Here is a 22,604-nt window from a genome sequence, read left to right as displayed (position 1 = left end):
GTCGAACCCGTGCCCGACGTGCAGCCGCAACCGGTTCTTGCTCCGTTGACGCCGGCCGCGATCTTTCTTGTGGTCACCATCAACGAGGGCGGCGAGGAGGCCGTGCACGACGCGCTGACGGACATCTCCGGGCTGGTGCGCGCCATCGGATTCCGCGATCCGGCAAAACGTCTGTCGGTGATCACCTCGATCGGATCCGATGCCTGGGACCGATTGTTCGCGGGTCCGCGGCCCGCTGAACTGCATCCGTTCATCGAACTGCGCGGCCCACGACACGTCGCTCCGGCCACACCGGGCGACGTGTTGTTCCATATCCGGGCCGAGACCATGGATGTCTGTTTCGAGCTGGCGACGCGGCTGATCGACGCGATGGCCGGCGCGGTGACGGTTGTCGACGAGGTGCACGGCTTCCGGTTCTTCGACAACCGCGATCTGCTCGGATTCGTCGACGGCACCGAGAATCCCGACGGCCCGTTGGCGCTCAGCTCGACGCAGATCGGCGACGAGGATCCTGACTTCGCCGGCGGATGCTATGTGCACGTGCAGAAGTACGTGCACGACATGGCGGGCTGGAATTCGTTGTCGGTCACCGAGCAGGAGCGAGCGTTCGGCCGAACTAAGCTGGAAGACATCGAATTCGACGACGACGACAAGCCGGCCAACTCGCACCTGACGCTGAACAAGGTCGAAGACGACGAGGGCAACGAACTCAAAATCGTGCGGCACAACATGCCGTTCGGCGAGGTCGGCAAGGGCGAATACGGCACGTATTACATTGGCTATTCGCGGAGCCCGGGCGTCACCGAACAGATGCTGCGCAACATGTTCCTCGGCGATCCACCGGGCAACACCGACCGCATCCTGGACTTCTCCACCGCGATCACCGGCGGAATGTTCTTCTCCCCTATCGTCGACTTCCTCGACGATCCGCCGCCACTGCCGGGTGCCGCGGCTCCGGCGTTGGATTCCGGATCGGAAGACGGATCATTGGCGATCGGCAGTCTGAAAGGAAACCCGCAATGAACAACCTCTACCGCGAGCTGGCGCCGATCACCGAAGCCGCTTGGGCCGAAATCGAATTGGAGGCGACGCGGACGTTCAAGCGTCATATCGCGGGGCGCCGGGTGGTCGACGTCAGCGAGCCGGGCGGACCGACGGCGGCGGCCGTCGGCACCGGCCGGCTGGAGGACGTGAAGGCGCCCACCGACGGGGTGGAGGCGCACCTGCGGGCCAGCAAACCGCTTGTACGACTGCGGGTTCCGTTCACCTTGTCGCGCGCGGAGATCGACGACGTGGAGCGCGGCGCCCAAGACGCCGACTGGGATCCCGTGAAGACGGCTGCGAAGAAGCTGGCGTTCGTGGAAGACCGGGCGATCTTCGAGGGCTATCCGGCGGCGTCGATCGAAGGTATCCGAAGCGCCAGCTCCAACCCGGCGCTGACCCTGCCCGAGGATGCCCGCGACTTCCCCGACGTGATCACCCAGGCGCTGTCGGGCCTGCGCCTGGCCGGTGTCGACGGCCCGTATTCGGTGCTGCTGTCAGCCGACGCATACACGAAGGTCAGCGAGACCACCGAACACGGCTACCCGATCCGCGAGCACCTGCACCGGCTGGTCGACGGCGACATCATCTGGGCGCCTGCAATCGACGGCGCGTTCGTATTGACTACTCGCGGTGGTGATTTCGACTTACAGTTGGGCACCGACGTGGCGATCGGTTACCTGTCCCACGACGCCGACACCGTGCAGTTGTACATGCAGGAAACCTTGACGTTCCTGTGCTACACCGCCGAAGCCTCAGTCTGCTTAGGGACGTAGTCCCTTCGCTTGGCGCGAGCGTGCGCGTCCCCGGTCGCCACGCCGCGGTTTCGACCGTGTTTGCGCACGCTCGTTTTCCGTCGTTACGTTGCTTCTGACTTAGCGAATACCGCTTCACTCAGCATGCGCCGCAGCCACTTTCGATAGGTATCCACGCTCCACCCGTCGCGGTGGACGATCCGCAAGTAGGTGTCGACGCTGCACAGCACCACCGCGGTTTCGACGATCTCGTCGAAGGGAACATCATCACGCAACCAGCCGCGATCGCGGAAGGACCCCAGGATCCCGCGGCTCTGCAAGTTGATGTTCGCGAGTATCTCGTTGAGGTATTTATCCAATTCGGGATCGGCGCCGGCACCGCCGATTAGCGCCAAGGCCAGTTGCGCGGTGCGCTGGTGCACATCGGTTTGGGCCGCAACGAGGAAGTCCACCGCCTCCTGGCAACCCTCGATCGCCATGAGTGTGCGGCCTACGTCCAGATTGAGAATGCTCTTTTCGCCGGTTACGCCGAACGCGGCGTATTCGATGGCCGCGATCAGGAGAGCGGCCTTGGGCCCTTGGGTCTGTACTGTTTCGGCGGATACACCGGCGGCCTCGGCGATTTTCGCCAAGGTCGTACGCGCGTAGCCGTCAGCAGCGAACAACTCGGCCGCGGTTGCCACCACCCGCGACCGCGTCGACTCCGCCTGCTGCTTACGCAGCTCGGAGCGATACGCACGGGGTGTTCCGCGGGATATTGACTTGGGTGACACAGTAATGAATACTACCTGATACAAATCAGCGCGTCGAAGGAGACGCCGTGGCAGCGATCATCATCGCCAGCGTGCCCGCGCACGGTCATGTGACGCCACTGCTGGCGGTCGCGGAGAACTTTGTCAAGCGTGGCGACGACGTACGCTTCATCACCGGCTCTCGGTTCGCCGACAAGGTCACCGCGACGGGCGCGACGTATGTGCCGCTGCCCGCAGAAGCCGACTTCGACGAAAGCTATTTGCAAGACTTTCCCGAACGTGCCGGGCTGAAGGGCATCAAGGCAATCGCTTTCGACATCGAACACGTCTTTGCCCGGCCCGCCAAGGCGCAGTACGACACGATCATCACCGCGCTCGCGGAACGACCTGCCGACGCCGTGCTAGCCGAACCTGTTTTCGTGGGCGCAGCGTTCCTGCTCCAGCAGGAGCGTCCGGCGCGCCCGGCGGTCGTCACCTGTGGGGTCGTTCCGCTCTGCATCGAGAGCCGTGACACCGCTCCGTTCGGCATGGGGTTGCCACCGACTCGTTTTCTGAACCGCCCTCGAAACGCCGTGCTGGCAGCCCTGAATCGCCGACTGCTACGGCGCGCAAACCAGGCCGTGAATGACCTGCACCGGGAAGTGCACGGCAACGATCTGCCGTGCATATTCGCGGATTGGGGGCGCCGGGCCGACGCGCTCGTCCAGTTCAGCGTTCCCTCGTTCGAATATCCCCTGTCCGACGCCCCTTTGAGACTTCACTTCGCCGGGCCGCTTTCCGCCACCGGTTCACAGGCTCCGCTACCGGAGTGGTGGCCCGATCTCGACGGGACCCGGCCCGTAATCCATGTCACCCAAGGCACGGTTGCCAACACCGACTATGAGCAAGCGATCGCGCCGGCGCTGCGCGCACTTGCCGACGAGGACGTTCTGGTGGCGGTCGCAACAGGTGGCCGCCCGCTGGATACGCTGCCTCCGCTGCCGGCCAACGCGCGCGCGGCGATGTACCTGCCGTACGACGAATTACTGCCCCGCACAGCGGTTTACGTAACCAACGGTGGTTACGGCGGCGTCCAGTACGCCTTGCGCTACGGCGTGCCGATTGTGGCCACCGGCGGCAAGGAGGACAAGCCCGAGGTCGGCGCTCGCGTCGCATGGTCTGGCGTCGGACGCCGCATCAGAAGCGAACGACCCACACCGCGCGCCCTGCGCCGAGATATTCTCGCCGTGCTGAATGAGCCACGCTACCGTCAAGCGAGTCGACGCGTGGCAGCCGAAATGGCCGCAGCTCCCGGTTTCGCCGGCTTAGCCGGCATCGTTGACCAATTGATCGCCGGCGAAACTATGCCGCCAGAACGGAATCCAGCGCCGAGTAGAACAGGCCCAGCCCGTCGTCGGACGGGCCGGTCAATGCTTCGATCGCATGCTCGGGATGCGGCATCAGCCCGACAACCCGGCCGTTGGCCGAACTGATTCCGGCGATATTGCGCAGCGAGCCATTGATGTTGTCGTGGTACCGAAACACCACGCGCCCTTCGCCTTCCAGCTCGTCGAGCACCTTTTCGGACGCGACGTAGCGGCCTTCGCCGGACTTCAGCGGTACCAGCAGATCGGCGTTCGGCTCGAAGCGCGACGTCCACGCCGTCGTCGTCGACTCCACCCGCAACCACACGTCGCGGCAGACGAAATGCAAACCGGCATTACGGGTTAGCGCGCCGGGCAGTAGCCCGGCCTCGCAGAGCACCTGAAAACCGTTGCAAATACCCAAAACTGGGAGACCGCGCTTCGCGGCGGCGACTACTTCGCCCATCACCGGCGCGAACCGGGCGATAGCTCCGGCTCGCAGATAGTCACCGTAGGAGAACCCACCGGGCACCACGACGGCGTCGACGCTCTTGAGCTCGGCGTCGGCGTGCCACAGGTTGACCACCTCGGCGCCCACGAACCGGACCGCCCGCGCTGCGTCGACGTCGTCGAGCGATCCGGGAAAGGTGATGACCCCGATGCGCGCTGTCACGTCGCTTCCCGGCTCACGGTCCAGTCCTCGATCACGGTGTTGGCCAACAGCGATTCGGCAATCTGGGCAAGCTCGGAATCGTCGACGCTGTCGTCGACCTCCAACTCAAATCGCTTGCCCTGGCGCACATCTGAGATTCCGCTGTGCCCCAGGCGGCCCAACGCGCCGACAATCGCCTGCCCCTGCGGGTCGAGTATCTCGGCCTTGGGCATCACATGCACAACCACCCGGGCCACCGGCGCTCCTCCTCAGATCTGTTTGCTCGGCGCCAACTCTACCGGTGCCCCGGATCAGGGACACGAGGCGATGTACGCCTCGCAGATCGGGGCGGTCATCGCGTCCAGAACCTGGTCGTCGGAGATCACCGGCCACGGTACCTGTGGCGGGGTCGACGACCACAGCGTGAGTTCGCTGATGGTGCTGCTCTGCGGGTGCGCGACGAGGTAGGTGTGCATGATCACGGGCCCGCTGATCACCACGGCCAGCCGATTGGCTCCGTCGACGGTGACCGACGGCGACTGCGCCGGCGATCCCAGCTGACAGCCACGCAGCGCAGCCGCGGCGATGTTGAACACCGACGAGACGTTTTGGCCGCCCCGCGCCGTGTCGCCGCGCCAGTGCAGCACCTGCGCCTGCAGCTGCCATTGTCCTTGCGGATTCACGACGGTTGCCCGGCTAGCGACCGCCGAGTCGCGAGTGTCTTGCGGGAATTCCGGAGTGGCGCACAGCTCCTCGAACCGGAACCGCGGCGTCGCGCCCGTCAGCGGCACCGCGATGCCGGCCAACGACGGCCAATGGTAGGTCGAGTTCAGCGGGACGGCCCGCGGCCGGATCCACGCGGAATCGGGAATCTTGTCGCACACCGGCGGGCAGGTCTCCGCGTCGGCGCGCGCGACCGACAGAGGCGCGGCCACCAGCCCGCCCGCAAGCAGCATCGTCGCCAGGATTACCCGCACAAGCACCTACCCCCTGAGCGCACAATCGTAGATATGGAACTCACGCATTTCGGCCATTCCTGTCTGCTTGCCGACTTCGGCCATACCACTGTGTTATTCGACCCAGGTAATTTTTCGCACGGTTTTGAGGGAATCACCGGGCTTTCGGCGATCGTGATCACCCATCAGCATCCCGATCACGTGGACACCGCACGCCTGCCCGCGCTGTGCGACGCCAACCCGGACGCCGCCCTGTACGCCGACCCGCAAACGGCCGCCCAACTCGGCGAGCCCTGCAAGGTCGTCAATGTCGGCGACGAGCTGTCTGTCGGCGAACTGACCATCCGTGCCGTGGGCGGCCGGCACGCGGTCATCCACCCGGAAATCCCCGTTATTGACAACATCTCGTATCTGGTGGGTGACGGTGACCATCCCGCGCGCTTCATGCATCCCGGCGACGCCTTGTTCGTTCCCAACGAGCCAGTGGACGTGCTGGCCACCCCGGCGGCGGCGCCGTGGATGAAGGTCTCCGAGGCGGTGGATTATCTGCGCGCCGTCGCGCCGGCCCGAGCGGTGCCGATCCACCAGGGCATCATCGCGCCCGACGCCCGCGGGATCTTCTACGGCCGGCTCAGCGAAATGACCGACACCGATTTTCAGGTACTGCCTGAGGAATCCGCGGTCACCTTCTAACCGCGAGCAGACGCAGAATCGCCCAAATCCCGCCCCGGTAACGCGATTCTCTGTCTGCTCGCGCAACCTAGGCGATGTCGCCCGCGGCGCCGCGGCCCGCGGCGCGACCCGAGAAGATGCAGCCTCCGAGGAACGTACCCTCCAGTGCCCGGTAGCCGTGCACGCCACCGCCGCCGAAACCGGCCACCTCGCCGGCGGCGTACAGCCCCTCGAACGGAGTGCCGTCGGCCTTGAGCACCCGCGAGTCCAGGTCGGTTTCCAAGCCGCCCAACGTTTTTCGGGTGAGGATGTGCAGCTTGACCGCGATCAGCGGCCCGGCCTTCGGATCCGTCAAGCGGTGCGGGGCCACCACCCGGCCCAACCGATCGCCCAGATAGGTGCGGGCGCCGCGGATCGCGGTGATCTGGCTGTCCTTGCTGAACCGGTTGGCCACCTCGCGGTCTCGCGCGGTCACCTCCTCGGCCACCGCGGCGTAGTCCAGTGCCAGCACGTCGGGCAGTTTGTTCATCGCAGACACCAAGTCCCGCAACGAGTTTGCGCTGACGAAGTCCACGCCCCTGTCGATGAAAGCCTGCACTGGGCCGGGCGGTCCGGAGCTGGCCCGGTTGCGCAGCAGTTCGCGCAGGCTACGTCCAGTCAAGTCGGGGTTCTGCTCCTGACCCGACAGCGCAAATTCCTTCTCAATGATCTTGCTGTTCAAGATAAACCAGGTGTAGTCATAGCCGGACTGGGCGATGTACTCCAGCGTGCCAAGCGTGTCGAAACCCGGATACAGCGGCGCCGGCAGCCGCTTGCCCTTAGCGTCCAACCAGAGTGACGACGGCCCGGGGATGATCCGGATGCCGTGCAGCGGCCAGATCGGGTCGTAGTTGGTGATGCCCTCGGTGTAATGCCACATCCGGTCGCGGTTGATCACCCGGGCGCCGGCCTTTTCCGAAATGCCGATCATCCGCCCGTCGACGTGAGCAGGGACCCCGCTCAGCAGCTGCTCGGGAACACGGCCCATCCGCTTCGGCCAATTCTCCCGCACCATGTCATGGTTGCCGCCAATACCGCCGCTGGTGACGATCACCGCTGGAGCACGGAACTCGAACTGCGACACCACTTTCCGCGACGACGGCACACCGCGCGGTTCGGCGGAAGGCTCCAGGACGCTGCCCCGCACGCCAGTCACCGCGCCGTTCTCGACGATCAGCTCGTCGACTTGGTGGCGATGCGCGAACCGCACGGTCGAGCGGTCGCGCAGCCGCCGGGCAAAGATCTCGACCAGCGCCGGACCGGTGCCCCAGGTGATGTGGAAACGCGGCACCGAGTTGCCATGCCCACGCGCGTCATACCCGCCGCGCTCGGCCCAACCCACCAACGGGAAAATCTGCAAGCCCCGGGCACGCAACCAGCTGCGCTTCTCGCCGGCCGCGAAATCGACGTAGGCATGCGCCCATTGCCTCGGCCAGTAGTCTTCGGGCCTGTCGAACCCGGCGGTGCCGAGCCAATCCTGCAGCGCCAGTTCGTGGCTGTCGCGCACACCGAGGCGGCGTTGTTCGGGGCTGTCGACGAAGAACAAGCCGCCGAACGACCAGAACGCCTGGCCGCCCAGGTTGGCGCTGTTCTCCTGGTCGAGGATCAGCACCCGCATGCCCCGGTCGGCCACTTCACACGCGGCCACCAGCCCGGCCAGCCCCGCTCCAACAACGATGACGTCAGCGTCGCTCATGACGCTAAACAGTAACCGTCAGGCTACGTCGGGTAGTGCCCGATCGGCCTGCCACTGATACACCGTTGGCTCGCAGCCGTGCAGCAACGCGAGGTCGACGGCATCTAGCATCGCCTGCAGCGGACCCGGCTTGCGCAGCTGACGGGCGCCGACCGCCACCCGCACAATGCCGTCGCGGCGCGCGATGCGCTCGGCCGACAGCACCAGCATCCGACACCACCACGGCTCGGCGAGGAATCCCTCCCCGATCCCGAGTACGCGGGCCCGCACGGTGGTGTGCCGAACCAGGTCGGTGATCCCGTGCAGATCGGCCAGCAGACGAAAACCGTTGCGGGGCAGTACAGTCACCGCTCCAGGCGACACCGTCCACCTGGGTGCGGCGAACAGCCGGGTGCGCAGGCCGAGGTGTTCGAGCACCCGGTCAGCCGCCATCAGCCGCAGGTTGGCCTCGTGGGCCGGCAGCGTCGCGAACTCCCCGCGGCGCTTCTTGGTGGCCGCCTCGTCGTAGCCGTGCAACACGATCGCGTCACCGCCGGCACGCCGGGCGGTCAACCACTCCACCGTGTGCGGATCACGGTCGAGCCGGTAGCCGCCCTTGAGGCGCGGGGCTACCAGCAACGAGACCGGCACCTCTCGGGCGTCCATCTCCGCGCAGAACGCTTCGACGTCGCCCAATGTTCGCTCGCCGATCCCGGAAACCGAGACGATCAGCTTTCCAGACACACCACTAGTGTGCCGGTGCGAGGTTTACAGACGGTGAAATCTGCGCAGCCAACGGGCGACGATCGGTGTGTGCCAGCTAACTCGGCAACACGGCTTCGATGGCGGAGATCACTTCCGGTGCGTCGGGCTCCGTTCGCGGCCGGAACCGGTTCACCACCGCGCCGCCTGGCGCGATCAGGAACTTCTCGAAGTTCCACTGCACGTCCCCGGCCTCACCGCCGGCGTCGGGCGTTTTAGTCAGTTCGGTGTAGAGCGGATGCCGGCCCGGCCCGTTGACCTCGGTTTTCGCCAGCAACGGAAATGTCACACCGTAGGTGGTGGAGCAAAAGGTCTGGATTTCCTCGGCGCTGCCCGGTTCCTGGCCCATGAACTGGTTGCACGGAACCCCGATCACGGTCAGCCCACGCTCGGCGTAGTCCTGCGCCAGCTGCTGCAGCGCGTTGTATTGGGGCGTCAGACCACATTTCGACGCCACGTTGACCAGCAGCACGGCGCGGTCAGCGTAATCGGCCAGCGAGGTCGGGCGGCCGTCGAGAGTGGTCAGGGGAACATCGGTGAGGGACATACCCGGCAGCCTACGGGAAGCGGCCGCAAAGTAGCTTGATCACCTAGCTAGTCGTACGCTGGTGGCCGTGCCGCCAACTGCCGCCACCGTGGAGCCGGGCTACTCGGACAAGCTCGATGCGCGCCTGCTCCGGATAGCCGGCGTCTGCGCCCTGGCCGTGTTGATGGCGATCATGGACTCCACGGTCGTCGCCGTCGCTCAGCGCACCTTTGTCGCCGAATTCGACTCCACCCAGGCGGTCGTCGCCTGGACGATGACCGGCTACACGCTTGCGTTGGCCACCGTGATCCCGCTGGCCGGCTGGGCTGCCGACCGGTTCGGCACCAAGCGGTTGTTCATGGCATCGGTGGTGGCGTTCACAGCGGGCTCGGTGCTGTGCGCGACGGCGCCAAACATCAGCCTGCTCATCGCATTTCGAGTGGTGCAGGGCGTCGGCGGCGGCATGCTGATGCCACTGGCCGTCACGATCTTGACGCGAGAAGCGGGTCCGAAGCGCATCGGTCGTCTGATGGCAGTGCTGGGCATCCCGATGCTGCTCGGACCGATCGCCGGACCCGTTCTGGGCGGCTGGCTGATCGACGCCTACGGCTGGGAGTGGATCTTCGGCATCAACCTGCCGATCGGCGTGGCGGCGTTCGTCTTGGCGGCGGTCGTCTTCCCGCCGGATCGAGCGACGTCGTCGGAGCCGTTCGACGTCGTCGGGATGCTGCTGCTGTCGCCCGGCCTCGGGGCTCTGCTGTACGGAGTGTCGTCCATCCCCGGCCGCGGGACAGTCACCGACAGGCACGTGTGGATACCGGCGGCCGTGGGCCTCGTGCTGGTCAGCGGGTTCGTCTTCCACGCGTTGTACCGGACGAATCACCCGCTGATCGATCTGCGGCTGTTCAAAAACCGGGAGGTCACCGCTGCCAACTCGGCGATGCTGCTTTTCTCCGCAGCATTTTTCGGCGCTGTGCTGCTCATCCCGAGCTGCTTCCAGCAGTTGCTGCACCAGACGCCGCTGCAGTCCGGGGTGCACATGATGCCTGAGCGGGTCGGCGCGCTGCTGACCATGCCGATTGCCGGGTGGCTACTGGACAGGCGCGGCCCCGACAAGATTGTTCTGGTGGGCATCACGCTGATCGGTGCCGGCATGGCCACGTTCGCCTATGGTGTTTCGACTCAGGTCGACTACCTGCCGCTCCTGCTGGTCGGTCTGGTGTTGATGGGCATGGGCCTGGGTTGCATTGCGATGCCGCTGATCGCGGCGTCGGTGCAGTCGCTGGCGCCGCATCAGGTGGCGCGCGGTTCGGCGCTGATCCACGTCAATCTCCAAGTGGCGAACTCGATCAGCATCGCGCTGATGTCGGTGATCCTGACAAACCAGTTCAACCGCAGCAAAGACATTTCCGCCGCCGACAAATTCACGATTCTCAAACAGGAAGCAGCGCGCAACGGTGTGACACCCAATCCCGCGGCGATACCTCGTCGTGCCCTTGCACCAGATTTCATGAGCAATGTGCTGCACGACTTGTCACACGCCTACACCGCGGTGTTCGTGGCGGCGTGCGTTCTGTTGGTGCTGACATATATTCCCGCGGCGTTTCTGCCCAGGAAACCCGTTGCCGCAGAGCAGCTGCCAACGCTGGCGCACTGATATCTTGTCGGTGACCAGATAGGAGGGTCGGGCTATGGCTCCGCTGATCACTTTGCTGGTGGGCAGCATCGCCGCCCGCATCATCGGCTGGCTCGGTGTCGACTACGTCGGCAACTGGCCCAAAGCGATCGCCGTCGGGCTGGCGGCGATGTTCATCCTGACCGGCGTGGCGCATTTTGTGCCGCCGTTGCGCCGCGACCTGATCGCGATCGTGCCGGCACGGCTGCCGTCGCCCGAACTTCTGGTCACTGTCACCGGTGTGCTGGAGTTCCTCGGCGCCGCCGGCCTATTGCTGCCGGCGACCCGGCCGGCGGCCGCCATCTGCCTGCTGCTGCTGATGCTGTTGATGTTCCCGGCCAACGTGAACGCCGCCCGGATGCCCGATCCGCCGAAGTCGATGACGACGCGGCTACCCTTGCGCACCGCTGAGGAGATCGTCTACCTGGCCGCTGCCATAGTGGTCATTGTCAGCAGCCGCTAGCAGCCACGCGTACTGGTAGGCGATCTCTTTCCAGCGCTCGTAGCGACCGCTGATACCGCCGTGGCCGGCGCTCATCTGGGTCTTCAACAGCACCTGGTTCCCGTCGGGTTTGATGTGCCGCAGTGCCGCAACCCATTTCGCCGGCTCGACATAGTAGACCCTGGTGTCGTTCAGCGACGTCATCGCAAAGATCGGTGGATAGTCCTTGGGGGCGACGTTCTCGTAGGGCGAGTAGGACTTCATGTAGTAGTAGACATCCTTGTCCTGCAAGGGGTTTCCCCACTCGTCCCATTCGGTGACGGTCAACGGCAGCGACGGGTCCAAGATGGTGGTCAGCGGGTCGACGAAGGGCACCTGTGCCCAGATGCCGGCGAACAGTTCCGGCGCCAGGTTGGCGACGGCGCCCATCAGCAGCCCGCCCGCGCTGCCGCCCAGCGCCACCAGCTTCTCCGGTCGGGTCAGCCCGGAGTCCACCAAATGCCGTGCCACCGCAACGAAGTCGGTGAAGGTGTTCTTCTTGTTCAGCAGCTTGCCCTGCTCGTACCACAGCCGGCCCATCTCGCCGCCGCCGCGGACGTGCGCGATGGCGAACGCCATGCCGCGGTCCAGCAGCGACAACCGGGCGATGGAGAACCGCGGGTCTTCACAGATCTCGTAGGCGCCGTAGCCGTAAAGCGCTGTCGGTGCCGGGAATTCGATGCCGTCGCGGTAGACGATCGACACCGGGATCCGGGTGCCATCCTCGGCGTACGCCCAGTCGCGCCGCTCGACGTAGTCCTCGCGCCGGTAGTCGCCGAGCACCGGCTCTTCTCGTAGCAAGGTGCGTTCGCCGCTGACCAGGTCCATGTCGTAGATCTGCACCGGGGTGACGAACGACCCGGCGCCGATCCGCAATTTGGGTGAACCCCAGGTCGGGTTGGCGCCCAGCCCGCTCGACATCAGCTCGGACTGGAATGAAATCTCTTCGGGCTCACCGTAATCGTCCGCGATTGGCCACAACTGAATCCGCGGCAGCGCCTCGCGTCGGTAGCTGACCACCAGATGACGCTGGAAGGCATCGACGGCGTCGAGCCGGACGTCGTCGCGGTGCTCGATCAGCGTTCGCTGCTCCGCCGGGTTGTCCACCGGCGTCTCGACAAGCGTGAAGTTCACCGCATTGTCGTTGTGCAGAATCAAAAACCGGTCCTGGCCGCCGACAATCGCATGCTCCACCGAGTACTCGACGCCGTCGCGGCGGGGCCACACCACCCTGAACTCGGCCTGCGGATCGGCGGCGTCGGCGTAGCGCACCTCGGAGGTGATGGCCGAGCCGGACGCGATCAGCACATACGCGTCGCTGCGAGTGCGGCCGACCGCCAGCCAGAACCGTTCGTCAGGCTCGTGGTAGACCTTTTCGGCGGGCAGACCCGAACCCAGCCGATGCCGCCACACCGTATCGGGCCGCCAGGCCGCGTCCAGCGTCACGTAGTACACGGTGTGGTTGTCGGTCGCCCAGGTTGCTCCCGCGCCGATGCCGACGATCTCGTCGGAATAGCGCTCACCGGTCCGTAAGTCCTTGAACCGCAACGTGTATCGCTCGTCGCCGACGACGTCGACCGAATAGGCCAGGACGTTGCCGTCCGGACTGACACTGGCCGCGCCCAGTGAGAAGAAGTCGTGGCCCTGGGCTTCGACGTTTTCGTCGAGTAAAACCTGCTCGCCGGGGATCTCGGTGTGCTCGTCGAAGATGGGCGGGGTCCAGTCGTCCGGATCTGCTACCGGGCAACGGCATTGGACGCCGTACTGCTTTCCTTCGAAACTTCGCGCGTAGTACCACCATTCACCTCGCCGGGTGGGCACCGACAGGTCGGTTTCCTTGGTACGCGACTTGATCTCGTCGAAAATGCGCTGCCGCAACGGCTCCAGTTGCGCAGTGCCCTGCTCGGCGTAGTCGTTCTCGGCCTCGAGGTAGGCGATTACCTCAGGGTCGGACTTGTCCCGCAGCCATTCGTAGGGATCGACGAACACGTCGCCGTGGAATTCGCGCTTGGTCTCCACCCGTTTGGCGACGGGCGGCCTGGGCGTCACGCCCCGGGTCCGATCCAGTCGTCGAACCGCAGTCCGGAAATCCGTTCGTAGGCCTCGACGTAGCGGGCCCGGGTGGCGTCGATGATGTCGTCCGGCAGCGGCGGCGGCGGTTCCGATCCGGAGCGGTCCCAGCCGGACTCGGGGCCGGTGAGCCAGTTACGGACGAACTGCTTGTCGAAGCTGGTCTGCACTACGCCGGCCCGGTAGCCGTCGGCCGGCCAGTACCGCGACGAGTCGGGGGTGAAGACCTCGTCGGCCAGCACCAGGTTGCCGTGGCTGTCGAGACCGAACTCGAATTTGGTGTCCGCGATGATGATTCCCTTCCTCAGCGCGTGGTCGGCGGCCTGCACATAGGTCTGCAGCGTACGGTCGCGCAGCTGGTTGGCCCGCACCGCGCCCACCATCTCGATCACCCGCGCGAACGGAATGTTCTCGTCATGTTGTCCCAGTTCGGCTTTCGTCGCCGGGGTGAACAGCGGAGTGGGGAACCGGCTGGCCTCGACCAAGCCCGGCGGCAAGGGGATGCCGCACAGTTTGCCGGTCCGCTCGTAGTCCAACAGCCCGGAGCCGGTCAGGTAGCCCCGGGCCACGCACTCCACCGGAAGCATCTCGAGCTGTCGCACCACCAGAGCGCGGCCCAGGACCTCGTCGGGGATACGCGGGTCGTCCGGCGGACCGGCCAAGTGGTTGGGCGCTTCGACGAAGTCGAAGAAGAACACGCTCATTGCGGTCAGGATGCGGCCCTTGTCCGGAATCGTGCTGTCGAGGACATAGTCGAACGCCGAAATCCGGTCGGTCGCGACGAACAGCAGGTGCTCGTCGTCGACGCGGTACAACTCGCGGACCTTGCCGCTGGCCAGGTGCTCGTAGTCGGACAGGGCGGGACGCATCGGGTCAGCTTAATGGCGATCACGAGCGCGGCGGAGCCGGGCGCAGTGGGTCGCCATCATCAGACCCGGCCGGGCCGCCAGTGTGCTGGGATCGGGACCATGAAGTCGCGGTTCTTGCCCTACGCCACCACTCCGGGCCGACTGCTGGCCCAACTGTTCAGCGACGCCGTCATCGCGGCATGGACGTTCGGCTGGGTGCTGGTCGGCCTGGCTGTGCACAGCGCGGTGTCGACGATCGCCGACGTCGGCCGGCAGGTCGAAGGCGGCGCACACGGCGTGGCCGGCAACCTGGCATCGGCAGGCCACAGCGCCGATCGCATCCCGCTGGTCGGCGATGCGGTCAGCAAGCCGCTGACCGCGGCCAGCAAGGCCGCTCTCGACATCGCCGGCGCCGGGCACAACCTGGACACCACGGCCACCTGGCTGGCGGTGGTGCTGGCCGGGGCGGTCGCGGCGCCGCCGATTCTCGCGGTGGTGATGCCGTGGCTGGTGCTGCGGATCCGCTTCTTCCGGCGCAAATGGACCGTGACGGCGCTGGCGGCCACCCCGGCCGGCGAACAGCTCCTGGCGTTGCGGGCGTTGGCGAACCGGCCGCTGCGCAGGCTCTCGGCCGTCAGCACCGATCCCGTCGGCGCCTGGCGCCGCGAGGATCCTGCCGCCATCCGCGGCCTGGCCGCCCTCGAGCTGCGCTCGGCGGGCATCCGGATTCGCTAGCCCGGACGCGATGCCGGGCCCGCAGCAATCCGCCGACGGCCACAATCACCCACGCGGCCAACGCGTTCCAGAAGAACACCAGCGAGATGGTCCGCATGGACCGCACACCGAGCTCGTACGCCATGGCGTGGGTGGCCACCGAGTACATGCCGAGCGGGAACACCAGCGTCCACCACGCCCCGGTCAGCTGCAGCACGTCGGGACGCCGGGTGATCCGATGCAGGCCGAAGTAGATCAGCGGCGGTATCCACAGCGTGGCCGCCACCCAGGTCACTATCGTCACGGTGCGCACGGTTCCGGCCAGCCAGCCGGGCGACAGTTGGTGGATGTCGTCGCCGGCCAGCGTGGCGATGGCCAACGCGCCCATCAGAATCCAGGTGTCGGGCTCGAATCCGTCGCGGTCCTGCCGCTCGGCGACGGCCCGCCACAGGATCAGCCAGGTCATCAGCCCGTAGAGCAGGATCGCGACGATCCAGATAGGCACCGCGACCGCGAGCCACCAGTGGTGACCGGTATACCGCGCGTCCTGGCTGCTGACGATCGCCAGACCGGACGTGCCAACGCTGGCCAGCTCCCATGCCCCGTGGGCCTGATCCCGCAACGCCGTCCACCGTCGCCTCGACATATTGCGTGCGGTCAGTGCCATCAGGACGAGCCAGGCGGACAGCCCGGTCACGCCGAGCACCCAGGCCACCACCGGATCCGACGCCAGCCGGCTGTCCAGCACCGCACACGCCGCCACGAACGTGAAGAGGCGCAGCGTGACGTCGGGATCGCTTAGGTCCCAACTCACTAGGCGGCGTTTGGCTGCGACGCCGAAGACCACGAGTGCGACGAGAACCAGCAGGCCAACCGACGCGAGAATGCCCAACGTTCCGCTGATCCGCCCGTAGTGGTGGTTGCGTGCGGCAATCGACAAGATCCCGGTCGCCATCACCGCCGAGAACACGTCCGGCGTCAGCGTGGCAGCTGGCAACCGGGTCGTCACACGAATTCCACGACCAGGTGCCGGATGCCGGTGTGCCGGTTGCTGCGAGTCCATTCGACGGGCTGCACAACCCGCACTGCGCCAAACCGGGAAAGCAGTTCCTCGAACAGCACCCGCAGTTCCAGCCGCGCCAGGTTGGCGCCCAGACAGTAATGCACGCCCTGCCCGAAACCCAAGTGCGGATTGGGTTTTCGAGTAATGTCGAACTGGCCGGCGCGATCGAACACGCTCTCGTCGCGGTTGGCCGAGCCCTCCCAGATCTGCACTTTTTGCCCCGCCTTGATCGACTGTCCGCCGAGGGTGACGTCGCGGGTGGCGGTGCGTCGCTTGGACGGCGACGGCGACGTCCACCGCACCATCTCCTCGACGGCCGTGGGCAGTAGGTCGAAATCGGAACGCAGCGCCTGCCATTGATCCGGATGCTGTGCCAACGCCAGCAGCCCACCACCGACCGCGTTGCGTGTCGTCTCCGCGCCGGCGCTGAACAACAGGGAAAAGAACAGGTACAGCTCGAGATCCGACAAAGCCGGCGCGTCTTCCAACGTCGCGTTGGCCACCACCGACAGCATGTCGTCCGTCGGCTCGGCCCGCTTGGCCGCGATCAACTCCTGGCCATAGGCATACATCCGCGACCCGGCCTCCTCGACCGAGAGTTGCGACAGGGATGCCTTGCGGGAGCCGCCGAAGTCGAACTGCGGCTCGATGGCCTCGAACAGCCAATGTCGTTCGGACTCCGGCACTCCCAGCAAGATGCAAATCATCTGCATGGGCAGTTCGGTGGCGATGTCGACCAGAAAGTCGACCGGTTCACCGGGCACCACCGCATCAAGCAGCCGGCGCGCCCTGGCCCGGAGATCGTCCTCGACCAGACGGATCATCCGCGGCGTCAGCCCTGAGCTGACCAGCCGACGGATTTGCGAATGCCTCGGGTCGTCCATCATGTTGAGCACCTGGCCGGCGATCTCCAGGTCCTGCAGTAGTGTGCCGCCGTATGGCCGCTGGCCGCCGGTGACCGAGGAGTACGTCGTCGGATCGCGAAGCACCGCAAGGGTTTCCACGTAGGTGGCCACCGACCAGAACCCTTCGCCGTCGGGGGTGTGCTCGGTGGGCTCGTGCCAGAACACCGGCGCGTCGCGGCGATGGACGGCGAACAGGTCGTGCGGGAATCCGTCGGCGAAGTTGTCCAGATCGGTCAGATCGAAGTCGCAGACGGTCATGGCGATTACAGGATGGCACCCGGGGTGTACTTGGCCGCATCCGGATAGCGGGCGACCAGCGCGTCGACTGCCGCGGCCACCGCATCGACCTGATCGCCTGCGGCACCGATGAATGCCTGCTTGTCGGCGAGCGCCGCGTCCAGCGCGGTGCGGTCCAGCGGCAGCCGCGGGTCGGCCGCCAGCCGGTCCAGCAGATCGGGGTCGGCGCCTTCGCGCATCGCCAGCGCGGCCGCGACGGCGTGCTCCCGGATCACTTCGTGGGCGGCTTCACGACCCATTCCGGCGCGCACCGCGGCCATCAACACCTTGGTCGTCGCCAGGAACGGCAAGTAACGGTCCAGCTCGCGCTGGATCACCGCCGGGTAGGCGCCGAACTCGTCGAGCACGGTCAGCAGCGTCTCGGTCTGGCCGTCGACGGCAAAGAAGCTGTCCGGCAACGCGACTCGTCGCACCACCGAGCAGAACACGTCGCCCTCGTTCCATTGCGCGCCGGCCAGCTCGGCGGCCATCGAGGCGTAGCCGCGCAAAACGACCTGCAGGCCGTTGATCCGCTCGCAGCTGCGAGTGTTCATCTTATGCGGCATCGCCGACGAGCCGACCTGGCCGGGCGCAAACCCTTCGGTGACCAGGTCGTGGCCGGCCATCAGCCGGATGGTGTGCGCCAGCGACGACGGGCCCGCGCCGAACTGCACCAGCGCCGAGACGACGTCGTGGTCCAGTGACCGGGGATACACCTGCCCGACACTGGTCAAAACCGTTGAGAATCCCAAGAATTCAGCGACCCGCCGCTCGAGTTCGGCCAGCTTCGTCCGGTCACCCAGCAGGTCGAGCATGTCCTGCGCGGTGCCCATCGGGCCTTTGATGCCGCGCAGCGGGTAGCGGTCGATCAGCTCGCGCAGCCGGGTCAACGCGATCAGCGTCTCCTGCGCGGCCGAGGCGAATCGCTTGCCCAGCGTGGTGGCCTGCGCGGCGACGTTGTGGCTGCGCCCGGCCATCACCAGATCCCGGTAGGTCACGGCCCGCTCGGCCAGCCGGGCGGCCACCGCCACGCCGTGGGAGAACACCAGCTCCAGCGAGCGGCGGATCTGCAGCTGCTCGACGTTCTCGGTCAGGTCGCGGCTGGTCATACCCTTGTGCACGTGCTCGTGGCCGGCCAGCGCGTTGAATTCCTCGATGCGCGCCTTGACGTCGTGGCGCAGAGCGCGTTCGCGATCCGCGATGGAGGCCAGGTCGACGTCGTCGAGCACCTGCTCGTAGTCGGAAAGAACAGAAGAGGGGACGTCGACGCCGAGTTCCGCCTGTGCCCGCAGTACCGCCAGCCACAGCCGCCGTTCGGCGACCACCTTGGCCTCCGGCGACCAGATGCCCACCATCTCCGCACTGGCGTAGCGGCCGGCCAGCACATTCGGGATGCTCACAACGTCACAGCTTACGGTCGCGATGCGGCAAGCTGAGCAGATGCACTTCGTCGGCGTCGACCTTGCCTGGGGAGAAATCAACCAGAGCGGCATCGCTGTTGTCGACGGCGACGGCCGGCTGCTGCACGTCGGCACCGCACAGGACGACGCGAGCATCGAGAACGCGCTGTCCGCATACGTCCAGGACGAATGCCTGGTGGCGTTCGATGCGCCGCTGATCGTCAAAAACCCGGCGGGGTATCGACCCTGCGAGAAGGCGCTCAACCACGACTTCCACAAGTTCGAAGCGGGTGCCCGCCCGGCCTTCACCGGCAGGCCCGAGTTCGCGCGTTTGCCGCGGGCGGCCAGACTGGCCGACGCGCTGAGCCTCGACATGAACCCGCGGTCGGCGGCGCCGCGACGCGCCATCGAGGTGTATCCGCATCCGGCGACTGTGGTGTTGTTCAGCCTGGACCGCACGCTGAAGTACAAGCGCGGCTCCGTCGATGCCCGACGAGGCGAGTTGCTGCGCTTGATGACGCTGATCGAGCAACTCGACGAGGCTTCGCCGCGGCTGCGGGTGAACCACAACGTGGCCTGGGTCGAGTTGCGCAACCGGGTGGCGGCGGCCACCCGCCCGGTGCAGTTGGACGGGGCCGAGGATCCCGTCGACGCGGTGATGTGCGCCTACATCGCGCAGTACTGGTATCAGCGCCCGGATGACACGACGATCTACGGCGACGTCGCGACGGGATACATCGTCACCCCGTCGCTTCCGCCCGATCTCGCCGCCGCGGCCGAGCCCGCGCGTGACGATGATGAAGTCGAGGAGCGCCTCGCGCGGATCGCCGCACTGCTCGAAGACGCCCAGCTCGAGCTAGAGACGCTGCGCCAGTTGGCGCTCAGTCGGGAGCGTCGGCCAGGCGCGCGGCGTCGGTGATGCCGCCGTCACGATCGCCGAGGCGGCGCTTGAGCACGACAGTCAGCAGCGACAGCACCACTCCGCTCACCACCAGGATCGCGGCCAGCAGATACTGCTGCCCCGGCCGCCCCGAGAGCGGCGTCACCAGATACAGCGACGCCACACAGCCGATCACCGGCAAGGGCGTCGGCGTCCTGAAGTGCCGGCGACCGGTCCGGGCGTCGCGGCGCAGCACCAGCACGGCGACGTTGACCATCGTGAAAACCGCCAGCAACAGCAGCGACGTCGTCCCGCCGAGCACTTCAATCGCGTCGGTGTTGGCGACCGCGGTGACATAGAGGATCACCGCGAACGCGATCGCCGTGGTGAACAGGATCGCCACCCACGGCGCGCGCCGCCTCCGGCTGACCGCGCCCAGCACGGGCGGCAACACTCGCTGACGAGACATCCCGTAGATCAGCCGGCTGGCCATCAGCATGCTGATCAGCGCCGTGTTGGACACCGCAACCATCGAGACGAACGGCAGGACGTCCTTGATCGGCAAGCCCGGCGCGCCGAGCCTGACGACGTCGATCAGCGGCGTGTCGCTGGTCTTCAGCTCGCCGATGGGCACCAACGCCACCGACACGATCGCCACGACGATGTAGACCAGCGCGGCGATACTCAGCCCGGTGAGCAGGACCCTTGGGAAAACCCGGACGGGGTTCTTGGTCTCCTCAGCCATGTTGACCGAATCCTCGAAACCGGTCATCGCGAAGAACGCCAGCGATGTCGCGGTGGTCAACGCCACGAAAACGCTCTTGCCGCCGCCGGTTTCGAACGCCATCACCCTCGAGTAGTCGACGTGCCGACTGCCGAAGAAGGCCCACAACCCGGCGAAGATCACCATGCACAACCCGGTGATCTCGATGGCGGACAGTACGACGTTGAGCTTGACGCTTTCGCCCACGCCGCGCAGGTTCACCGCGGCCAGCACCGCCATGAACAGCAGCGCGATCGCGGTGACCCCCACCGTGCCCCAGCCGAAGCGGAATGCGACGACGAAGTTGGCCGCGAAGAACCGCGATGCCGTCGACGCCGACGTGATGGCCGCGCACATCACGACGAACGCCACCAGGAACGTCACAAACTGGTTGCCGAACGCCTTTTGGGCATATAGCGCCGCCCCGGCCGCTTGCGGGTATTTGGTCACCAATTCCAGGTAGCTCAACGCGGTCACGGCGGCGATCAGGAACGCCAGCAGAAACGCGACCCACGCCGCACCCCCGACTTCGGCGGCCACGTCGCCGATCAGCGCGTACACCCCGGTGCCCAAGATGTCGCCGAGGATGAACAACAGCAGCAGCCCCGGGCCCAGCACCCGGCGCAGCCGGGGCTGCTGCTCGTCGGTGTCAGGCCCGTTCATGTTGCCCGCCAACGAGACCGGCGTGGGCTCAAATCTGCACGGGCCGCTGGTCGAACGGCGCGAGCACGTCGATGATGTCGATCACCGTGGCGCGTGCGACATCCCGCGCATTCTGTTGGTCGTCCACCAGCGCCGACACTACCGCGCCGTCGACGGCGCAGATCAGCGCCGACACCAACTCCAGGCGCACCGAGCGTCCCGACCGCTCGATCGCCTCCGCGACGGCGTCGACGCGCTGGCGCAGATTCCGGCGCTGGATGTCGCGTAACGCGGGCAGCCGGGCGCAGGCGATATAGCGCTCGTAGCGCGAGATCAGCTGCTCGGTCAGGCGGGGACCGGGTTCGTCGCCGACGAGCAGGTCGACAAGCACGTCGGCGGTTGTCTCCGGGCCGCGGCGGCGCCGGGACAAACCCGCGACCCGGGCCCGCAGCTGTGCCACTTCCAGCATCCCGACATGCGATACCGCGCTGGCGATCAGGTCGTCCAGACAGGAGAAGTAATAGGTGGTCGACGCCAACGGCAGGCCCGCCCGGCGCGCGACCGCCCGGTGTCGCACCGCCTCGAACCCGCCTTCGCACAACAGCTCAGCGGCCGCGCTGACCAGCGCGTACCGGCGACGTTCTCCCTTGGGAGTGACGGCTGCTGTCACGCATAGTCATGCTGCCAGTCGGGCAGGGGCCGCATTGCCCTTTCGGACAAACGCCCACAGGGCCACCCCTTTATGATGAGCCGCATGCCCGAGCTGAGTCGTCGTACCGTGCTGCGCCTTGGCGCCGGCGCGGCGGCGGGGGCGCTCGGCGCCTACGCACTGGACTCGCTGCTTCCCGTCCGGCCTTCGGCGGCGACGCCGGTGACGATGACCGGCACCGGCATCCCGCTCGTTCCGCCGCCACCGCTGGAACCGGCTCCCGCTGCGGCGCCGACGATGTCGACCGGGTCGTTTGTGTCGGCGGCGCGCGGTGGGGTGACGACCAACTGGGCGATCGCCCGCCCGCCCGGGCAGACCAAGGCGCTGCGCCCGGTAATCGCCCTGCACGGCAAGGGCTCTGACGCGTCCACCGTGATGGCCGGCGGTGTCGAGCAGGGGCTGGCCCAGGCCGTCAACGCTGGGCTGCCGCCGTTCGCGGTGGTCGCGGTCGACGGCGGCGGAAGTTATTGGCACAAAAGGGCTTCCGGCGAGGACTCGGGCGCGATGGTGCTGAACGAACTCATCCCGATGCTCGGGGGCCAGGGCCTGGATACCTCGCGGGTGGCGTTTCTGGGCTGGTCGATGGGCGGCTACGGCGCATTGCTGCTCGGCGGGCGGCTCGGAGCGGCCCGCACCGCAGCGATCTGCGCGGTGAGTCCGGCGCTGTGGACCTCACCCGGCGCGGCGGCGCCCGGCGCGTTCGACGGCCCCGACGACTGGTCGGCCAACTCGGTGTTCGGAATGCCTGCGCTGGCGTCCATCCCGATTCGGGTCGACTGCGGCGACAGCGATCCGTTCTACAGCGCGACCAAGCAGTTCGTCGCGCAGCTGCCCAATCCGCCGGCGGGCGGGTTTTCGCCGGGCGGGCATGACGCGTCGTTCTGGAGCTCGCAGCTGCCGGCCGAACTGACGTGGATGGCGCCGCTGCTCACGGCGTAGTCAACATGGCCGAGCAGACACAGAATCGCATTGCGCGGGCGTTCCGCGTGCGATTCTGCGTCTCTC

22 protein-coding genes and 1 pseudogene are annotated in these 22,604 nt (G+C 66.6%); 9 read left to right on the top strand and 14 right to left on the bottom strand.

Features of this window, described 5'->3' with window-relative positions; genetic code table 11:
• Nucleotides 1-9 precede the first annotated feature (9 nt).
• The gene (locus tag MFM001_RS22045; protein WP_116377450.1) at nt 10-1,023 is read left to right on the top strand and encodes a Dyp-type peroxidase; all 1,014 of its coding nucleotides are present in this window, start codon (nt 10-12) and stop codon (nt 1,021-1,023) included.
• Nucleotides 1,020-1,817 (top strand): family 1 encapsulin nanocompartment shell protein, encoded by a 798-nt coding sequence (locus MFM001_RS22040; RefSeq protein WP_116377391.1) that lies wholly within the window; start codon nt 1,020-1,022, stop codon nt 1,815-1,817. Before MFM001_RS22045 ends, MFM001_RS22040 begins: the two co-directional genes overlap by 4 nt.
• Before the next feature lie 83 nt (nt 1,818-1,900).
• Here the strand turns inward: MFM001_RS22040 and MFM001_RS22035 are convergent, their stop codons facing one another.
• A complete protein-coding gene (locus tag MFM001_RS22035; RefSeq protein ID WP_160118033.1) occupies nt 1,901-2,479 on the bottom strand; it encodes a TetR/AcrR family transcriptional regulator in 579 nt (192 codons plus the stop codon).
• 137 nt (nt 2,480-2,616) lie between these two features.
• Here MFM001_RS22035 and MFM001_RS24980 point away from each other — a divergent pair.
• Nucleotides 2,617-3,849, top strand: a pseudogene (locus tag MFM001_RS24980) (glycosyltransferase); the annotation flags it as partial.
• 40 nt (nt 3,850-3,889) lie between these two features.
• Here the strand turns inward: MFM001_RS24980 and purQ are convergent.
• From purQ to MFM001_RS22015, 3 genes are read right to left on the bottom strand one after another with little or no spacing between them, the layout of a single operon-like run.
• Nucleotides 3,890-4,564 carry a phosphoribosylformylglycinamidine synthase subunit PurQ gene (gene purQ / locus MFM001_RS22025; protein ID WP_116377389.1) on the bottom strand — a complete coding sequence of 225 codons (675 nt, stop codon included), beginning with the start codon at nt 4,562-4,564 and terminating at the stop codon, nt 3,890-3,892.
• Nucleotides 4,561-4,800, bottom strand: coding sequence for a phosphoribosylformylglycinamidine synthase subunit PurS (gene purS, locus MFM001_RS22020; protein WP_062538764.1), 240 nt, complete (start codon nt 4,798-4,800; stop codon nt 4,561-4,563). Before purS ends, purQ begins: the two co-directional genes overlap by 4 nt.
• A gap of 54 nt (nt 4,801-4,854) precedes the next feature.
• A complete protein-coding gene (locus tag MFM001_RS22015; protein ID WP_238159335.1) occupies nt 4,855-5,526 on the bottom strand; it encodes an ATPase in 672 nt (223 codons plus the stop codon).
• A gap of 27 nt (nt 5,527-5,553) precedes the next feature.
• Here MFM001_RS22015 and MFM001_RS22010 point away from each other — a divergent pair, with 27 nt between their 5' ends.
• A complete protein-coding gene (locus MFM001_RS22010; protein ID WP_116377449.1) occupies nt 5,554-6,192 on the top strand; it encodes an MBL fold metallo-hydrolase in 639 nt (212 codons plus the stop codon).
• A gap of 67 nt (nt 6,193-6,259) precedes the next feature.
• On the opposite strand, the gene MFM001_RS22005 is transcribed toward MFM001_RS22010, so the two are convergent.
• From MFM001_RS22005 to MFM001_RS21995, 3 genes are all read right to left on the bottom strand, one after another.
• Complete coding sequence (locus tag MFM001_RS22005; protein WP_116377388.1) at nt 6,260-7,906, bottom strand: FAD-binding dehydrogenase; 1,647 nt, start codon at nt 7,904-7,906, stop codon at nt 6,260-6,262.
• An 18-nt stretch (nt 7,907-7,924) separates the two neighbouring features.
• Complete coding sequence (locus MFM001_RS22000; protein ID WP_116377387.1) at nt 7,925-8,629, bottom strand: DUF2334 domain-containing protein; 705 nt, start codon at nt 8,627-8,629, stop codon at nt 7,925-7,927.
• 76 nt (nt 8,630-8,705) lie between these two features.
• Nucleotides 8,706-9,194, bottom strand: coding sequence for a glutathione peroxidase (locus MFM001_RS21995; protein ID WP_116377386.1), 489 nt, complete (start codon nt 9,192-9,194; stop codon nt 8,706-8,708).
• A 61-nt stretch (nt 9,195-9,255) separates the two neighbouring features.
• On the opposite strand from MFM001_RS21995, the gene MFM001_RS21990 reads away from it, so the two are divergent.
• Together MFM001_RS21990 and MFM001_RS21985 are read left to right on the top strand one after the other, a co-directional pair.
• On the top strand, nt 9,256-10,830 hold the full coding sequence (locus MFM001_RS21990) for a DHA2 family efflux MFS transporter permease subunit (RefSeq protein WP_371685601.1): 1,575 nt from the start codon (nt 9,256-9,258) through the stop codon (nt 10,828-10,830).
• 34 nt (nt 10,831-10,864) lie between these two features.
• A complete protein-coding gene (locus MFM001_RS21985) occupies nt 10,865-11,311 on the top strand; it encodes a DoxX family protein (protein WP_116377384.1) in 447 nt (148 codons plus the stop codon).
• Here MFM001_RS21985 and MFM001_RS21980 read toward each other — a convergent pair.
• Nucleotides 11,240-13,378 (bottom strand): S9 family peptidase, encoded by a 2,139-nt coding sequence (locus MFM001_RS21980; RefSeq protein WP_116377383.1) that lies wholly within the window; start codon nt 13,376-13,378, stop codon nt 11,240-11,242. The genes MFM001_RS21985 and MFM001_RS21980 overlap by 72 nt on opposite strands.
• A complete protein-coding gene (locus MFM001_RS21975) occupies nt 13,375-14,268 on the bottom strand; it encodes a phosphoribosylaminoimidazolesuccinocarboxamide synthase (protein WP_116377382.1) in 894 nt (297 codons plus the stop codon). The genes MFM001_RS21980 and MFM001_RS21975 overlap by 4 nt, the downstream gene beginning before the upstream one ends.
• 99 nt (nt 14,269-14,367) lie before the next feature.
• Here MFM001_RS21975 and MFM001_RS21970 point away from each other — a divergent pair, with 99 nt between their 5' ends.
• A complete protein-coding gene (locus tag MFM001_RS21970) occupies nt 14,368-14,982 on the top strand; it encodes a hypothetical protein (RefSeq protein ID WP_116377381.1) in 615 nt (204 codons plus the stop codon).
• On the opposite strand, the gene MFM001_RS21965 is transcribed toward MFM001_RS21970, so the two are convergent.
• The 3 genes from MFM001_RS21965 to purB are packed head-to-tail and all read right to left on the bottom strand — an operon-like array spanning nt 14,882 to nt 18,605.
• Nucleotides 14,882-15,970 carry a tellurite resistance/C4-dicarboxylate transporter family protein gene (locus MFM001_RS21965; RefSeq protein ID WP_255422466.1) on the bottom strand — a complete coding sequence of 363 codons (1,089 nt, stop codon included), beginning with the start codon at nt 15,968-15,970 and terminating at the stop codon, nt 14,882-14,884. The two genes, MFM001_RS21970 and MFM001_RS21965, sit on opposite strands and share 101 nt — an antisense overlap.
• Nucleotides 15,967-17,187, bottom strand: coding sequence for a cytochrome P450 (locus tag MFM001_RS21960; protein ID WP_116377379.1), 1,221 nt, complete (start codon nt 17,185-17,187; stop codon nt 15,967-15,969). Before MFM001_RS21960 ends, MFM001_RS21965 begins: the two co-directional genes overlap by 4 nt.
• Nucleotides 17,188-17,192: 5 nt before the next feature.
• The gene (gene purB / locus MFM001_RS21955) at nt 17,193-18,605 is read right to left on the bottom strand and encodes an adenylosuccinate lyase (protein ID WP_116377378.1); all 1,413 of its coding nucleotides are present in this window, start codon (nt 18,603-18,605) and stop codon (nt 17,193-17,195) included.
• Nucleotides 18,606-18,627: 22 nt separating this feature from the next.
• Here purB and MFM001_RS21950 point away from each other — a divergent pair, with 22 nt between their 5' ends.
• Entirely contained in the window at nt 18,628-19,524 is an 897-nt protein-coding gene (locus MFM001_RS21950; RefSeq protein ID WP_304481790.1) for a DUF429 domain-containing protein, read from the top strand.
• Here MFM001_RS21950 and MFM001_RS21945 read toward each other — a convergent pair.
• Together MFM001_RS21945 and MFM001_RS21940 are read right to left on the bottom strand one after the other, a co-directional pair.
• Entirely contained in the window at nt 19,487-20,911 is a 1,425-nt protein-coding gene (locus tag MFM001_RS21945; protein WP_116377377.1) for an APC family permease, read from the bottom strand. The two genes, MFM001_RS21950 and MFM001_RS21945, sit on opposite strands and share 38 nt — an antisense overlap.
• A 28-nt stretch (nt 20,912-20,939) precedes the next feature.
• Complete coding sequence (locus MFM001_RS21940; protein ID WP_116377376.1) at nt 20,940-21,560, bottom strand: TetR/AcrR family transcriptional regulator; 621 nt, start codon at nt 21,558-21,560, stop codon at nt 20,940-20,942.
• 72 nt (nt 21,561-21,632) lie between these two features.
• Here MFM001_RS21940 and MFM001_RS21935 point away from each other — a divergent pair, with 72 nt between their 5' ends.
• A complete protein-coding gene (locus MFM001_RS21935; protein WP_116377375.1) occupies nt 21,633-22,538 on the top strand; it encodes an alpha/beta hydrolase-fold protein in 906 nt (301 codons plus the stop codon).
• Nucleotides 22,539-22,604: the final 66 nt, after the last annotated feature.

It is taken from the genome of Mycobacterium sp. MFM001, from assembly GCF_003402475.1.
Taxonomy (GTDB): Bacteria; Actinomycetota; Actinomycetes; order Mycobacteriales; family Mycobacteriaceae; genus Mycobacterium.
Note: the sequence above shows the minus strand (reverse complement) of the source record. Positions and strands in the feature narration are given on the sequence as shown.

Excerpts from the sequence above, each read along its gene's own strand:
- MFM001_RS21945 (WP_116377377.1), bottom strand. The coding sequence starts at position 20,911 with ATGAACGGGCCTGACACCGACGAGCAGCAGCCCCGGCTGCGCCGGGTG.
- MFM001_RS21950 (WP_304481790.1), top strand. The coding sequence starts at position 18,628 with ATGCGGCAAGCTGAGCAGATGCACTTCGTCGGCGTCGACCTTGCCTGG.
- MFM001_RS22040 (WP_116377391.1), top strand. The coding sequence starts at position 1,020 with ATGAACAACCTCTACCGCGAGCTGGCGCCGATCACCGAAGCCGCTTGG.
- MFM001_RS21985 (WP_116377384.1), top strand. The coding sequence starts at position 10,865 with ATGGCTCCGCTGATCACTTTGCTGGTGGGCAGCATCGCCGCCCGCATC.
- MFM001_RS21935 (WP_116377375.1), top strand. The coding sequence starts at position 21,633 with ATGATGAGCCGCATGCCCGAGCTGAGTCGTCGTACCGTGCTGCGCCTT.
- MFM001_RS21975 (WP_116377382.1), bottom strand. The coding sequence starts at position 14,268 with ATGCGTCCCGCCCTGTCCGACTACGAGCACCTGGCCAGCGGCAAGGTC.
- MFM001_RS21995 (WP_116377386.1), bottom strand. The coding sequence starts at position 9,194 with ATGTCCCTCACCGATGTTCCCCTGACCACTCTCGACGGCCGCCCGACC.
- MFM001_RS22005 (WP_116377388.1), bottom strand. The coding sequence starts at position 7,906 with ATGAGCGACGCTGACGTCATCGTTGTTGGAGCGGGGCTGGCCGGGCTG.
- MFM001_RS21960 (WP_116377379.1), bottom strand. The coding sequence starts at position 17,187 with ATGACCGTCTGCGACTTCGATCTGACCGATCTGGACAACTTCGCCGAC.
- MFM001_RS22010 (WP_116377449.1), top strand. The coding sequence starts at position 5,554 with ATGGAACTCACGCATTTCGGCCATTCCTGTCTGCTTGCCGACTTCGGC.
- MFM001_RS21970 (WP_116377381.1), top strand. The coding sequence starts at position 14,368 with ATGAAGTCGCGGTTCTTGCCCTACGCCACCACTCCGGGCCGACTGCTG.